The sequence below is a fragment of the Paraglaciecola arctica BSs20135 genome (genome assembly GCF_000314995.1).
Lineage (GTDB): Bacteria > Pseudomonadota > Gammaproteobacteria > Enterobacterales > Alteromonadaceae > Paraglaciecola > Paraglaciecola arctica.
This window is the reverse complement of the sequence record NZ_BAEO01000006.1, coordinates 53548-69031: the sequence shown is the minus strand read 5'-3', so window position 1 is coordinate 69031 and position 15484 is coordinate 53548. Positions and strand designations below refer to the sequence as shown.

Genomic DNA, 15484 nt, shown 5'->3' with positions numbered 1-15484 from the left:
CAATGGTATGCAAGTTTAAGGTAGCAAACGCTCTCCTTTTTCTTCATACCATTGATTGATACCGGACCAAATGTCAGCAGCGGTTTCTGCATACCAGAACAGCTCCCGATCTTCGGCATCAATCACACCCTCATCAACCAAAAAGTCCATGTTCACGGCTTTTTTCCAAAACTTTTTCCCCACTAAAACCACGGGCATTGGTGCTATTTTACGGGTTTGAATTAAGGTTAAAGTCTCAAACATTTCGTCTAAGGTGCCATATCCACCAGGAAAAGCCACTAAGGCACGAGCTCTAAGTACAAAATGCAATTTACGCAGTGCAAAATAGTGAAATTGTAAACATAACTCAGGCGTCACATAAGGATTGGGAAATTGCTCACTAGGTAGGGTAATGTTGAGTCCTACGGTTTCAGCTTGGGCTTCTGCAGCACCACGATTAGCCGCTTCCATAATACCTGGCCCACCGCCTGTCATGATCACTAAACGACAATCTTCAGGGCCATTACCTGCCTTACCAACTATGCCAGCAAATTCACGCGCTACTTGATAATACTGACTGTTGATTTGGATACGTTTGGCAATGGCCAATTTTCGATTTAATTCTTTATCCAAAGGCTTTTGTTCAAGTTTTTTACTTAACGAATTTATTTTCTTTTGTGCTGCTAATGGCTCTACGATACGGGTGCTGCCAAACACCACAATGGTGTGCTCTATACCGTGTTTATTTAAGATTATTTGTGGTTTTAAATAATCCAACTGCAACCTAATCCCTCTGGCGTTTGGGCCTTGTAGAAAATCAATATCTTCAATCGCGGGAACATAGCTGCTGTTATCCAATATAGTTTCCAACTTATTGGCAATTTTGGGGTCTTCGCTTACAGGTTTAGGCTTTTGCCAAGGCAATGCCTCTTTGCGTCTGATTGGGTGAGCAGGTTTAGGGATAGACAAAATGAACTTTTTTTTAGACATAGTAATGGAGACACTGCAAAAAATACTGGTGTATTGATCATAGCCGTTTGTTAAGGCCTAATTCCATGCTTAAAACGGCAAATATACGACCTGTATCAATAAATACTGCTCTTAAAGCTTATACACTTTGCCTAAATAAAATACTAAGTAGTATAAAATATGGCCATAATCCGCAGGATCATTCTTGACGTTCTCAAACCACATCAACCGAAAGCATCTGAATTTGCTATGACTTTGGCTGATTTGGGTAATGAATACCAGGTTCATTTAGCTGTAATTGAAGTGGATGAGAATACTGAATCTGTGCAACTTGAGATAAAGGCCCCGAATATAAATTTTGAATTAGTACAAGCTGCGATTATTGATATGGGGGCATCCTTACACAGCATTGATGAAGTTGATGCGATTAGTCAGTCAAAATTTAGTCAGCAAGATTAATAACTGCCATACATGGATATAAAAGATTTAATTTCCCTTACCCATTCTCAGGGCATTATTCGACGTTATTTTATCGTCAATGGATTTGATGGTGCATTAACCATGTTAGGCCTTATTTTGGGTTTTTTGTTCAGTGATCCTACTGATATAGATAATATTATTAACGTATGTATAGGCGCCGCAATTGCTTTATGTGTGAGCGGTATTAGCAGTGCGTATGTGAGCGAAAGTGCAGAGCGACAATATGTATTAACCAAGCTCGAACAATCTATGATCACTGATTTAAGCCAAACCTCTCACGCTCATGCTGCGCGCACTGTTCCCATCATAATTGCCTTAGTTAATGGCCTCGCACCATTTGTTATTTCGCTGCTTATACTGCTGCCATTATGGCTTTTTAAAAGTGGTATGGTGTTGCCAATATCCCCTCTATTGATGTCGGTACTTATTGCGATGACGATTATATTTTTACTGGGTGTATTTCTTAGTCGTGTTTCAGGTATATCTTGGTGGCGAAGCGGATTAAGGACCTTATTGGTAGGCATATTAACTGCGGTGCTTATTTTTGTATTTGTGGGGTATTAGAGTGAACAAAAATTACTATCAGCTAGACGTTGAAACTGCATTAAGTGAGCTTGAAACGTCAGAGATCGGTTTGTCTTGTGAACAGGCCCAAATACGCTTACAGAAAAACGGGCCTAACGTCATTCCCAGCAAAAAAGCACAATCTATCTGGCAACTTTTTTTTAGACAGTTTGCTGACTTTATGATTATTGTGTTGTTAGTTGCTGCTTTAGTATCGGGGGTAATTGGTGAACTGATTGATAGTCTGGCGATATTAATTATTTTGTTACTGAATGCGGTTGTGGGCACGGTTCAAGAATTTAGGGCACAACGATCCCTTGAGGCTTTGCAAAAAATGGCATCCCCATCTGCCAGCGTATTGCGTGATGGGCAAGCAGTCACCTTGCCTGAAGAAAAGTTAGTGGTAGGTGATATTGTCTTATTAGAGGCAGGTAACATCGTGCCTGCGGATATACGTTTGATTGAGGTAGAAGAATTACAAGTTAACGAATCTTCAATCACTGGGGAATCACAATCGGTATTTAAACAGCAGGCAGAACTAAAAGACAATAATCTTTTTATAGGAGATCAAAAAAACTGTGTTTTTAAGGCGAGTATGATTACCAGCGGAAGAGCATCAGGGGTGGTATTTTCCAGTGGTCTAAATACAGAAATAGGTAAAATCGCTAATCTGTTACAGCAGCAAGATGATACCAAAACACCACTGCAGATAAGATTAGCTAAGTTTGGTCGATATCTCGCCTCAGCTATATTATTTATCTGTGCAATATTGTTAGTAATTGGGCTACTTCAGGGCCAACCATTGCTGCTAATGTTTTTGACCTCAGTTAGTTTAGCGGTTGCCGCAATACCCGAAGCATTACCCGCCGTGATTACTATTTCCCTTGCACTTGGTGCCCGTAAGTTACTTAAGCAACAAGCCTTAGTGCGCAATCTACCCGCAGTCGAAACCTTAGGGGCTGTCACATATATCTGTACCGATAAAACTGGCACATTAACGGTAAATAAAATGTCGGTTGAACGAGTGTATATAGGGCAACAACAATCTAGCCTTTTAGCCACTGATAGTGTTCAGTTGGAGCAAACTCTCGGGCAAGCTCTTGCCATAAGTAATGATGTTATACAAAAGGATGGCATACCTTTCGGTGAACCCACAGAATTAGCACTATTCGAATTTGCAAAACGTAGTGGTTTTGATAAAGATCAGTTAATAATGGATATGCCCAGAGAAGCCGTAATTTCTTTTGATAGTCAACGAAAACTCATGACAACACTGCATAGTACCTCCACTGATGTTGTCGCTTATGTTAAAGGTGCGGCAGAAAGCGTGTTGGCTAATTGTGTAAAGACGCAACAAGAAGGTGATCAAATAGCCATCGACAAAACACAAATCTTAGCTGAAGCCGAACAATTAGCTAATGATGGTTATCGGGTATTGGCGTTGGCCAAACGCAGCTTTGATTCAATGCCTGAACACCTAAGTGCAGTCACTATTGAACAAGACCTAACCTTTCTTGGCTTAGTTGCGCTCACAGATCCACTTAGAACTGAAGTACCACAAGCCATGGCTGATTGTATTTCTGCCGGCATTACTCCTGTTATTATTACCGGAGATCATCGAGGCACAGCCCTAGCAATCGCCAAACGTTTACATATTGCTAATGGTGAACCCAAAATGTTAGATGGTGACGAACTCGACCGTATATCAGATCAAGAATTGAAAGATAACGTCTGTTCAATACAACTGTTTTCTAGAGTGTCCCCTTTACAAAAGTTAAAAATTGTTAAAGCCCTGCAGGAAAATAATCAATTTGTGGCTATGACTGGGGATGGTGTGAATGATGCGCCGGCGTTACAGCGCGCCAATATTGGTATTGCCATGGGACAAACAGGTACGGATGTTGCTCGAGGTGCATCTGATATGGTGTTATTGGATGATGACTTTTCAACCATAGTACGTTCAGTTAAAGCGGGGCGCAGAATATTCGATAATATTAGAAAATTCATAAAATATACTATGAGTTCAAATTCTGGAGAAATATGGACTCTTTTTCTTGCTCCATTTTGTGGACTACCTATTCCTTTATTACCAATCCACATTTTGTGGATAAACCTTGTGACTGATGGCTTACCGGGATTGGCCTTAAGTGCTGAACCCGCAGAACGGAATATTATGCAACGACCTCCACGTCCTGTAGAAGAGAGTTTTTTTACTCATGGCATGTGGCAACATATTTTATGGGTTGGATTAACGGTAGGGGGCATCTCTATTGCTACCTTAGCTTGGACCATTGAACGAAATGTAAATTACTGGCAAACCTCAGTTTTTACGGTTTTAGTTTTCTGCCAATTGTTTCATTCGTTAGCTGTACGTAGTGAATCAGAATCTATATTTACAATAGGTATCTTCAGTAATAAGCCGATGTTTTCGTCTATTGCATTAACTGTATTACTACAGTTAATGGTTGTTTATACCCCAGCGTTTAATCACATTCTGCATACCCAGCCCTTGCCGCTAGATGCACTGTTAATATGCATAGCTGTGTCCTCGATTATTTTGTGGGCAGTCGAAGGGGAGAAGTTCTTGATACGACGTGGGATTTTATATAATAAAGAGAGATAGGAGTAGGGCGTCATTTTTAGTCCAGCCTAAGCCGATTATCTTCTTTGACATAAATCAATAACACTAGCCAAAATACTTCTAATATAACCTTATGCTTCATGACCGGAAAAATTTTAATGAATGTCGGAGACATATGTTCAAAAAATGTTGTATATGTTTTACAGCAGGATTCGGTGTTGGACGTTGCCAGAATTATGCGAGAACAACATGTTGGTTCAGTAGTAGTGGTTGAAAATATGCGAGGTGAGATACGACCTCAAGGCATGATTACAGAGCGTGATTTAGTGCTCGAAGTACTCACCTCAAAATTAGACCCATCTGTTGTTAAGGCGGAAGATATTCTGACCAGCGAATTGATCTGCGTAACTGAAACTCATGATATTAAGGAGGCCCTTAAATACTTGCATTACTATGGCGTGCGACGTGCACCAGTTGTGAATGTAAACGGTATATTGGTTGGTTTATTTAGCATTGAAGATTCATTAGCACTACTGTCAAAAGAGTTTAGTGAAATAGTAAATTTGTTGAGTAATGAACTGATTAATTGAAATAGAACAATAGTTGATTAATTACAATGGGGGTCATCGTAATTAATCAACGCGGGTGTAATGAAATCTGCTGCACTTACTTATCAAACAATTTTATTTAACGCTTAACACCCTCAGCATTTCGTAGTCAACTTCAAGGGTAAAAGTGAAAACTGTTTATCAATAAAAAAATTCAATTTAATCACTTAAAGTAGTCATCTTACGCTTTCGCATAACAAACAAAAGTACTAGCCCGGCTGAAAGAAGGCCTGTTGGTTCAGGAACTTGCTGAAGATTTTCAGCAAAGCCAAAACTGTCTACGATCAAAAAATACTCTTCATAATCACCATCGGCTAAATCAAAACTAAAATTGACGGCAAAGGAATCAGAAAGACTAAAGGCTCCTGGTCCTTCAATAAGACTATCTAATTCAATCCAATCTTCGAACACACTGTCGCCATAACTATCTTCTATAAAAACACCAGCTGTAGCATAGGCCTCCTCGTCAATACTGGAGGTGAAAATATTAGCGAACCAAGTTATATCAAAGGTCATATTTACGGTAATGTCCGAACCAGTATTATTTTCAAAATAAAAATACCCTTCGGTTTCCCATGAACTTTGTACAAAACCTGCAACTCCTTCTACTTGGCCATCAGCTGCTGCACTCATGGTGCCTGTTTCATTGGCACCAAGAATTATGTCCGAGTAATCGCTACCACTATTGTTACCAGAAGCGTTGCCTTCAATGTAAACAAGTTCTTCAAATATATCTGTCCCGAATTCATTTTCTGAAATGTTTGATGAAATATTCACATCAACACCAGTGTCAAAACTCCCGATAATAGTGGCTTGCGATTGGCTGCAGAATATACTGACACTCGACAGTAATGCTGCCAAAGCCACTTTTTTCACTAATCCTTGTTTGACCATTTTTTGTTCCTTTACATATGTTTTAGTCACTTTTATTCTCCGTTTAGTTTGAGTTTGTTTTGTTAAAAAGCTAAGCCTTTGCGCAATCAGTAAGATGCTAAACAAGGTAACCTAAAGCCAAGGTTAAGCTGTTGCTCTGTATCCACAGTTGTTTGTCCTGTATCCACATTAATGTTTATCCAAAATAATATCGCAGCCATTAATGAGTGGAATATACTTTATGGTTTTACACGCAAACAATTGATTTAACGTTCTTTTCTTGTGCTTTTTGATAAGTACTCGTAGACTGATTTATAGAATAAAAATATAGGTAGAGCCTGTTTGTATATTTTTGATGAATCAAAACGAATACTACCTTTGTGGTTAGCTTATATATTTTACCCTGCCATATTTTTATCACAATTTTTCCTCAATAGCGTTTATGCAAACCAATACCAGCAAGTGGGTAATCCTATTGCCCGAGTGTTTAATATTGAAGAGCATCAAAGCAGTAATCAAATTTGGTCTGTAGCTCAATATATTGACGGTCGAATGCTGTTTGCTACCGGTAATGGGTTATCAACTTGGGATGGCGAAAATTGGCAGCGTTTTAGTACACCTAATAATACTCGTATTCGCGCTGTTACCGTTTGGCACGACGACAGGATCTATGCTGGTGCAGTGGGAGAGCTTGGCTATTTCAGCCCAACCAACACAGGAGAATTTAATTTTACTTTGATACCCACAGCGCATCTACTTGAAGATTTTGGTCAGACCTTAGGCGTTAACAGTAACCAAGAAATGGTGGTGTTTAGTACCCAGCAAGCAATTTTAGTGTGGGACGGTAAACACATAAAAAGAATAAAACAGCAAAGTGTAATAGGAACCCGAGTTTTTAAAATTGGTAACACCTTATTAATTGAAGACAAGCATAAAATGTATTCAATAGAAATGCTTAACGGTGAGCCTGTAGCAACCCCATTAGATTGGCAATTTCCAGCTAATATGCGAATAAAGTCGGTTTTTATGAATCACCAGAAGAAGATTATTATGGTGACTAACTTACAAGGTGTATTTCAACTTGAAAATGACACGTTCATCAATGTTATTTCACCTCAAAGCCTACCTACGAACAGACTCAGCAGCAGTATACAAGGGCAAGACAGTTACTATTATCTAACGTCTTCACTTGACGGAGTAATGGTTTTTGATGAGTCGTTTACTCTTATGCGTCATTATAAACAAACTGACGGTTTAGGCTTGTCTACCATCTACAATGTCTTTCAAGATGACCAACAAAATATCTGGTTAGCAGGCTTACCTAACATCAGTGTTTTTCAGCCTCCCCATCTACGCAGTGAGTATCAGAGTGATACTGGTACAGTTGATTTTGAAAATATCTATAATATTCACCAAAGCATGTTCTTTTCGGGAACGGGATTTTACCAACTGACTTTTCCAAATGGTAAAACTCGCAGTCCTATGTTTACCCAAATTCCAGATTTCAACCTTGTTGTGCTCGACTTGTTGGTCATAGATGACGAGCTTTTAGTAGGTACAGAGGCTGGAGTGTATTCATTTAATTGGGCTCTGGTCAATGAGCAAAGAGTGATCACAGCTCCCAAGTTGATATCCACTGAGGATTGGGTTTCAGAGATAGCTACGTCTCCCGACAAACAGTTTTTATATGCCACAATAGGCAATAATTTATCGCAATTTACTAGGGTTAATGGGCAGTGGCAAGAAACGCGTTTAGCAGAAGACAAAAGTAGTACTGAATACCTAGCGATCCAACCAATTGATGATAGTCGGCTGTATATTTGGTTCTCGACTGAGCAACAAGAGCTGTATCGATTAACCAAGGTAGATGCCAAAGTTGATATAGATTCTCTGCTTAAATTCGACAATAAATCGGCTCCACTTGGTAACGAGCATTTGCGTCCTTTTGTGTATGATCAAAGAATGTTAATTGGAACCCAAAATGGCGTGCTCGAATACCATTCTAAGGATACACCTGAGTTCACCCTAGTGAATGACTTACCCGACGCATTAAAAACCCCAAATAAAGACGTATTCAAAATAAAAATTGATGAAAAACAACGTATTTGGTACCACGCAGGCCGTGACACTGGGGTGATATATAAAAACGACTCTGGAATATATGTTGAACAAGAATCACTATTTAAGCCTTACAATCATTCGGGTACCAGAGGATTGGCCTATTTTGACGATGCAATCTGGTTTGGGGCGGCAAATGGCAGTATTTATAGATTGTCTGAACAGTCGATTCACAATATTCCCAAAGCTGCGCCTTTGACAATTCAATATATTAACAGTATCAACAGCAATTCCCGCTTACCTTTAGACTTTCCACAAAATGCCTTTTCCGTGGATAACAATTCAATTCGCATTGGTTTTGCGCTTGGTGATAATTCAACACCTACCGATACTCGCTATCGTACGCTACTTGCAGGGCCAGATGAGCAACAATGGACACCATGGTCAACAGAAACCAGTAAAGACTTCACATTACTTCCAGGTGGCAACTACACACTTTTTGTTGAAGCAGAAGATCCGTGGGGGAGAAACGCTACAACAGAACACAATTTTGCCGTAGCCTATCCTTGGTATCTTTCTTATTGGGCTAAATTGATTTATCTGATCACGTTTTTACTGGTCATCGGCGCGAGTATTAGATTAGGTCAAAAACTGCGTAACAAAGCTTTAGAACAACAAAATCAAAACTTAGAGCTTGGGATAACAGAGCGAACCAAAGAAATCGCCCTTAAAGTAGAGCAACTTAAACAACAACAAATATTAAAAGACCGATTTTTCTCTAATGTGTCTCATGAGTTTAGAACCCCGCTAACCCTGACTATCGGACCACTTGAAACCATACTAAAAGAATGTGGCGCACAATTAGACGTTAAAATTAAAAATTTAACTTTTACCGCACTAAATAATGCCAAAACAATGCTGGCTTTGGTGGGACAAGTGCTCGACATCAATCGACTCGAAGTAGGGCAGTTATCTCTTCGGGTTAGCCAGCATGATATAGCCGAATTAATCAGAGTCAATTATGAACGGTTTTTACCCTGGGCAGAGCAACATCAGCAACGCCTTACACTAGTTAACTGTGAAAATCCCCACGACATATATTGCGATTTAGATCAAATCGACAAATGTATTTCAAACTTACTTTCTAACGCGATCAAATACAGCGGCAAACATACTGATATCACAATGGAGCTTATCCAGCAGCCACAGCAGTTAGGAATAAGGATCACAGACAATGGTCATGGCATTCATTCGTCAAATATAGAACAAGTTTTTGAGCGATACTATCAAGAAGAATCATCTAAAGGTGAGTCAACTAAAGGTACAGGCATCGGCTTAGCGCTAGTAAAAGAATTAGTTGAGTTGCATCATGGCGAAATTGAATTGCAAACTGAAATAGAGCAGGGCTGCCAGTTTACAATATGGCTACCTTATGGAAAATCCCATTTTAAAACAGAACAACTTCTAGAACCGACCATAATTGAACAAGATAGTACTACAGTAGATTATTTTATTGACCCTCTGGAAAAAGACTGTGCGAAAATTCTGGTAGTTGATGATAATGCCGAGTTACGGCAGTTTATCTGCCAGAGGTTGACAAATAGCTTTATTGTTATTGAAGCTGATAATGGTCAGTCGGGCTATGTTTCAGCTTTAAAAAACCTACCAGATATTATTATTTCAGATATTAGTATGCCGGTTATGTCGGGGCTGGAGTTAACCCAAAAGATCAAGAGCCATCCAGAAATCAAACATATACCTATTTTATTACTTTCAGCACAAACAATGAAAAGAGATATAGTGCAGGGTTTTGCCAGTGGAGCCGATGACTATTTGATCAAACCATTTGATACCTCAGAGTTAGTCATGCGGGTCAACACTCTGATAAAAAGTCGTAAAGCTGTTGCACGACAAAAAATCCAAATGGCTTCGCAACTAGAAAGTGTAGCTAACAATAACGATTCGTTTGAGGATAATTTGCAACGGCATATTTTTGCTCATCTACATGATAGCGACTTTAATATAGATATTTTGTCTCAATTGATGTTTATGAGTAAAGAAACCCTGCGCCGAAAATGTCAGAGCAGTTTTGAGATTTCGCCATTAGCGCATATTCAGGCATTACGCTTACAACAAGCAAAATTATTATTAGAGCAGGATAAAATGAATGTTAGTGAAGTGGCCTATGCAGTTGGTTTTGACAGCTTAGCGTACTTCTCTAAAGTGTTTAAAAAGTATTATGGGCTATCGCCCTCAGCATTGAATCAGAAATAATAAACTCACGCCTAGATTATGCTGCAGTAATTTTCATTTAAACCAGTTTATTCACTAAAACTCGACTTACTCACCCCGATACCATGCATTTTTGTATGCCAAACTGCCCCATAGAGCATGAGCTAAGGCTATCTCAGCCAGAGCTGGGTTCATCTGTGTTGGGGTGAGAGTCTTTTGTTTAAAATCATATATAAAATTAGTAGCCGGTTTTTGTGGTTGTAATATCGTTACTTCGTTACCTTCCATATATGCAAAGTTTTCAGCATATTGCATCATGGCACGCCCCGAAGATTGCGGATCATTCATATCATGGCCCAACATAGGTGAATGATTTATGATCCCCATTTGCGACAGTAATGTTGGTGCTAAATCAATCTGGCTTGTGATCCTTTCATCAGAGACGTGACCTTTTGTTGAATTTAATATGACACCAGGAATATGAAAGTTTTTAATGGGTACAAGATTATTTCCTAGCGCTCTCGCATCATGATCGGCCACCACCAGAAATACTGTATCTTGCCAATAAGGGCGAGTTTTCGCTTTGTCTATAAACTCACCCAAAGCAAAGTCTGCATATTGGATCGCTTGATGACGCCTGCGTTCTTTTTCATCATATTGTGACAATTGTTCATCTGAGTATTCAATAGGAGTCACAATGCCTTCTGGAATTTCAAATGGGTCATGATTACTTGATGAAAAAATAAAGCTCAGGAAGGGTTTATTGCTGTTATGGAGTTTAGTTAGCTCAATATCCGCTTGATTAAATAAATCCCTATCACAGGCTCCCCAAGAAGCAACAAACTTTGGATCTTCAAAATCTTTAAAATCAACAATGTCGGTAAACCCATTACCTAAGAAAAAACTTTTCATATTATCGAAATGGCTTTCACCACCGTAGATAAATTGCGTGGTATAACCGTTATTTCTTAACAAACTAGCAATAGTAAAGAAGTCACGTTGGGACTTATCCAGTTTAACCACGGCTCTTGCTGGAGTCGGCGTAAATCCGGTGATGACGGCTTCGATGCCTCTGACAGAGCGAGTACCAGTTGCATATAATTGTTTAAATGCCCAACCTTCACTATTTAATTTGTCAATTTGAGGGGTAAGTGGCAGCCCTCCTAAGGTGGATACAAATTGAGCACCTAGACTTTCTTCTAGGATAATCACCAGGTTTTTAGGTTTCCCTTTATAGACTGGATCGCGAGATGACAAAGAGGGCTGTGTTTTATCTTTAAATGACTGCTCTGCCAACCCTGTTTCTTGGCGAACAAGAGAAATGACTTTTTTGTTATCCATATTGCCATAGAGCTTGGCTGCATTTTTTTCATTACCAAATTGTTTATAGGCATGAGCCACACTATAAAGCGAATTTAAGGTTAAAGAATTAACTAAAGGATCTGTAGAAAAATATACCAGTGATGGGTTGATTGGGCGATGTCCTATTGTGCCTCTGGCGCATAAAAAAAGGACGAGTAACATAACAACAGAGGACAAAGCTGAAGCAATAAGGGCAGGGCGATTTGCAGTTTTTTGCAAGCCAACAATCTTATTTAGAAGCGGCCAACATATACTGCCGAGAACGATAAGACTTATAAATACCAAACCTAATGTCAGTAAATGGCCGTTACACAACATCTTCATTACTTCATTAGGATAATCCAAATATTCAATAAATAATCTATTGGGGCGAAAACCGTATTCCATGATAAATGCAGGCGTGGCAAGTTCAAAGAATACTACTGCCATAAACCCAAAGAAGAATACAATTTTTAATGTCGTTAACCATACCTTGTTGTGTTTAGACAACATAAACCACGGGTGTAACATTGCAGGTAAAACTAATAGGTAACCCAGTGTACTTAAATCAATTCTTAGTCCATTGAATATAAGCGTCGCTACGCTTTGTATGTCGTCGAAACGATCAAGTTGCCAAAAGGCCAATCCCACTCTTGATAAAAACAGAGTTAAAATGAGCAGAAAGGAAAATAATATAAAAGGACGAAATAGATAAAGTACAGCTGTGAACATCGTTATTAATATCTCTAATACAACACGGATCTTAACTTACAAGATGAAACTTAAGAATTGCTTAATTTAAACTGAATTTAAGCTAGAAAAATAAAATATCGATACAAATTATCCTTTTTTAAGTTTAACTTCATCTTGTTAACTTTGAGCACAAAGCACTGTAAAAAGTGTTTTAAAATCAACATATTAATGTTGCTTTAAAGCCGGACGCTTCGACAGTAACACAACTAAAACAACGATCACAAACAGAAGCACTCCTGAAGCTGTGTAGCGACTAAATTCCAAACCGCCTTGTGCAATTGGTTTATCTAAAAAATCACCGATTACAGCCCCTAGCGGACGAGTAAGTACAAAAGCTAGCCAGAATAAAATAGTACGAGAAACTTTAGTGAAAAAATAGCAAGCCACTACTAATGCTAAGCCTCCACTAAAAATATAAGCTGCGCCTACATACCCTAAACCTGCTGAGTCCGCTGTCCAGTCTCCTAGTGCTGTCCCTAAAGTTTGTGAAAACATTATGGTGAGCCAATAAAATGCCTCGGCTTTTGGTGTGTGAACTGATGAAACGCTAATGCTGCCAAGTGAATTATTCCAAACAAATAATGTGCTCACTAAAAGTATGGCTAAGAGTGTTGACCCTCCGAGATAACCGATTCCCAATGATCGGTCAGCAAAATCCGCTAGTGTAGTGCCGACAGTTGTTGATGCGATGATTGCAATCCAATAAATATATGGACTAAATTTTTTCGCTTTAATTTGCAAGACAACAGCCAGAATAAAAAAGGTCATAAATATAATTGTGCCAATCAAATATCCAAGATCCATTGACATAGAAACGGCGTCACCAGCTGTTTCTCCAAGAGTAGTGGCAAGAATTTTAATTATCCAAAACCCAAGAGTCACTTGGGGTACTTTAATCAAAACGTGTTTCATTTCAGAATTCATTTTCTACCTTAATTTCATAACATCTTTGCTAAACCTAAAGAAAGCTGGCTTTGTCAATCAAAGTAAGACAATTAGCCAAATACTGGCTGCAACTATTAGGCTAATAAACACGGCTGCAGAGCCTAAATCTTTTGCCAAACCAGATAACGGGTGAATATCTAATCCAACTCTGTCTACTACTGCCTCTATTGCAGTATTTATAACTTCTGTAAAAATAATGAATACTATCGCAACAATTAATATGAGTTGCTCTTTGAAACTAATGTTGAATAAAAACGATATTGGTATAGCGAGTAGTAGCAGTAAAATTTCTTGTTTAAAAGCAGATTCATTTTTGTATAACCACTTAAAAGCTCTTGCTGAATTTAAGCTGGCCAAATAAATTCTTTGTATGCCTTTCGGCTTATTGATGTTGTCAAACACTAGTTTACTATCTCCGTATCTAATCTATTGGGTACTGTGGTGCGTGCAATGGCACTTTGGGATTTACATTGAATAAAGGGGTCACTTCCGATCCTATAAGCGGTGCTGCGAACCGACATAATACTGAGTAAGGTATCAAAAATATTATCATGGGTAATATGTGCTTTTGCCGAAGTATTTAGGCAGTTTAGATTGAAATCTGTTTGCATTGGGTCATTCCAATAAATCATCGGAACGCGAGTTTGTTCTTCAGGCGCAAACGAATAGGGCAGTCCATGTAAATAAATACCATTTTCACCGAGTGATTCCCCGTGATCTGAAATATAAAGCAGAGATGTTTCAACATCCTCTTGTTCCGCCAATTCACTTAATCCACTAATGACTTGTGACAGAACAAAATCGGTATAGGCAATGGTGTTGTCATAAGTATTTATAAGTTGTTGTTGTGAACAATTTTGAATGTCACTACGTTGGCAATCGGGTGTGAAAAGTCTTTTTTCTATTGGATATCGCTTAAAATATGTAGGCCCATGTGAGCCAATCATATGTAGAACAATCAGAGTGTTTTCGTGGGTCAAATGATCAAGCTTTGTACGCAGTGGAGCCAATAATGCTTCGTCATAACAGTACTCGCCATCACATAGAGGGTTTAATTTATTAGTATCTATTTGTTGCGTGATTACTCGTGTACATACTCCCTTACAGCTGCCATTATTATTACTAATCCACAACACATCGGCGCCCGCTAAATGGATCAAATCAACTGCGTTTTGTTGCGAGGTCGCAATACGTTTATCATAATTTTGTTTGCTTAACCTTGAAAACATACAGGGTACAGAAACAGCTGTTGCTGTTCCGCATGAGTGCATATTAGTAAAAGACACCACGCCTTGTTTTTCAGTGTACTGATTAGTTGGTTTGTTATATCCATTAAGGGAAAAGCTCTCAGCACGAGCTGTTTCTCCGAGCACCATAACAGTGACATGTTTTCTATTACTATCACGTACAATTGTCGGAGATGTATCCAGGACCTTAAATTTCAAAGGTGAAGTGAAATAGTGATTTCGTACAAATTTGTATGACGCATCTAGCATTTTATAAGGGGTGATATAACCGATTAGCGCTTTGTTGTTTCTACCAACAGACGCATAATTGGAATAAAATAAGCCGCCTATAAGAAACACCACACAAAGGCTCATTGCAATTAATTTCAAACGAGTTAACAGCTCATTTAAAAAGGGTTTATAGCTGAGTTGAACCGCATATATTAATACCGATGGGACAATACCAAATAGAATAAAAAACAATATGGCGTGAAGGTTTACGTAGGACAGTGCTTCGGCAGTGTCAGTTTCAACCGTATTTTGAACCATGCCGTAATCAAACACTAATCCATAAGAAATGGTGCCGTAAAATATTAAAGATGAGCAAATCACTGTAATAATTAGAATAGGTTTAGTGATCCACCTAAAAGCAAGAATACTCTGCAAGGTAATAGTGATAGACAATAGAAATATAGGTAATGAAAGTAAAAAAAGTCCATTGTAGTTATCAAGAGAGGTAATCACATTGGTTGTTTTGACTAAAAAAGGTAAGTTCAATATCAAAGCAACATAACAACAGGTAAAAAACACCAATTGGTTTGTTGTTATTGTTAAGTTCTTAAAATACCTAAGTAAATTTTTCACTGATTGTGGCC

The 15484-nt window shown here is 38.6% G+C and carries 11 protein-coding genes; 5 read left to right on the top strand and 6 right to left on the bottom strand.

The genetic code is table 11. The features are described 5' to 3' along the window. Positions 1–15: 15 nt before the first annotated feature. Positions 16–969: an LOG family protein gene (locus GARC_RS01560; RefSeq protein WP_007616065.1), complete on the bottom strand. Its 954-nt coding sequence runs from the start codon at positions 967–969 to the stop codon at positions 16–18. 159 nt (positions 970–1128) lie between these two features. Between GARC_RS01560 and GARC_RS01555 the strand changes: the two genes are divergently transcribed. The 4 genes from GARC_RS01555 to GARC_RS01540 all read left to right on the top strand — a co-directional run bounded on the left by GARC_RS01555 (position 1129) and on the right by GARC_RS01540 (position 5163). Then, positions 1129–1407, top strand: a complete 279-nt coding sequence (locus GARC_RS01555) for a DUF211 domain-containing protein (RefSeq protein WP_007616056.1) — start codon at positions 1129–1131, stop codon at positions 1405–1407. A 12-nt stretch (positions 1408–1419) separates the two neighbouring features. Beyond that, a complete protein-coding gene (locus GARC_RS01550; protein ID WP_007616053.1) occupies positions 1420–1992 on the top strand; it encodes a VIT1/CCC1 transporter family protein in 573 nt (190 codons plus the stop codon). A gap of 1 nt (position 1993) precedes the next feature. Further along, positions 1994–4615, top strand: a complete 2622-nt coding sequence (locus tag GARC_RS01545; protein WP_007616050.1) for a calcium-translocating P-type ATPase, PMCA-type — start codon at positions 1994–1996, stop codon at positions 4613–4615. A gap of 116 nt (positions 4616–4731) precedes the next feature. Next, on the top strand, positions 4732–5163 hold the full coding sequence (locus GARC_RS01540; protein ID WP_039988382.1) for a CBS domain-containing protein: 432 nt from the start codon (positions 4732–4734) through the stop codon (positions 5161–5163). A gap of 177 nt (positions 5164–5340) precedes the next feature. Here GARC_RS01540 and GARC_RS01535 read toward each other — a convergent pair whose 3' ends face one another. Continuing rightward, complete coding sequence (locus tag GARC_RS01535; protein WP_226989041.1) at positions 5341–6105, bottom strand: PEP-CTERM sorting domain-containing protein; 765 nt, start codon at positions 6103–6105, stop codon at positions 5341–5343. Between the two features lie 291 nt (positions 6106–6396). Here GARC_RS01535 and GARC_RS01530 point away from each other — a divergent pair, with 291 nt between their 5' ends. Continuing rightward, complete coding sequence (locus tag GARC_RS01530; protein ID WP_007616045.1) at positions 6397–10386, top strand: hybrid sensor histidine kinase/response regulator transcription factor; 3990 nt, start codon at positions 6397–6399, stop codon at positions 10384–10386. A gap of 66 nt (positions 10387–10452) precedes the next feature. Here the strand turns inward: GARC_RS01530 and GARC_RS01525 are convergent, their stop codons facing one another. From GARC_RS01525 to GARC_RS01510, 4 genes are all read right to left on the bottom strand, one after another. Next, on the bottom strand, positions 10453–12417 hold the full coding sequence (locus GARC_RS01525; RefSeq protein WP_007616039.1) for an LTA synthase family protein: 1965 nt from the start codon (positions 12415–12417) through the stop codon (positions 10453–10455). A 186-nt stretch (positions 12418–12603) separates the two neighbouring features. Continuing rightward, positions 12604–13362, bottom strand: a complete 759-nt coding sequence (locus GARC_RS01520; RefSeq protein WP_007616037.1) for a COG4705 family protein — start codon at positions 13360–13362, stop codon at positions 12604–12606. Between the two features lie 57 nt (positions 13363–13419). Continuing rightward, positions 13420–13785, bottom strand: coding sequence for a diacylglycerol kinase (locus GARC_RS01515; protein ID WP_007616035.1), 366 nt, complete (start codon positions 13783–13785; stop codon positions 13420–13422). Continuing rightward, the gene (locus GARC_RS01510; RefSeq protein ID WP_007616033.1) at positions 13785–15473 is read right to left on the bottom strand and encodes a phosphoethanolamine transferase; all 1689 of its coding nucleotides are present in this window, start codon (positions 15471–15473) and stop codon (positions 13785–13787) included. The genes GARC_RS01515 and GARC_RS01510 overlap by 1 nt, the downstream gene beginning before the upstream one ends. Between the last annotated feature and the right edge of the window lie 11 nt (positions 15474–15484).

What these genes read in the sequence shown, in the direction of transcription:
- GARC_RS01560 (WP_007616065.1), bottom strand. Translation starts at nt 969, where the DNA reads ATGTCTAAAAAAAAGTTCATTTTGTCTATCCCTAAACCTGCTCACCCA.
- GARC_RS01555 (WP_007616056.1), top strand. Translation starts at nt 1,129, where the DNA reads ATGGCCATAATCCGCAGGATCATTCTTGACGTTCTCAAACCACATCAA.
- GARC_RS01550 (WP_007616053.1), top strand. Translation starts at nt 1,420, where the DNA reads ATGGATATAAAAGATTTAATTTCCCTTACCCATTCTCAGGGCATTATT.
- GARC_RS01540 (WP_039988382.1), top strand. Translation starts at nt 4,732, where the DNA reads ATGAATGTCGGAGACATATGTTCAAAAAATGTTGTATATGTTTTACAG.
- GARC_RS01525 (WP_007616039.1), bottom strand. Translation starts at nt 12,417, where the DNA reads ATGTTCACAGCTGTACTTTATCTATTTCGTCCTTTTATATTATTTTCC.
- GARC_RS01520 (WP_007616037.1), bottom strand. Translation starts at nt 13,362, where the DNA reads ATGAATTCTGAAATGAAACACGTTTTGATTAAAGTACCCCAAGTGACT.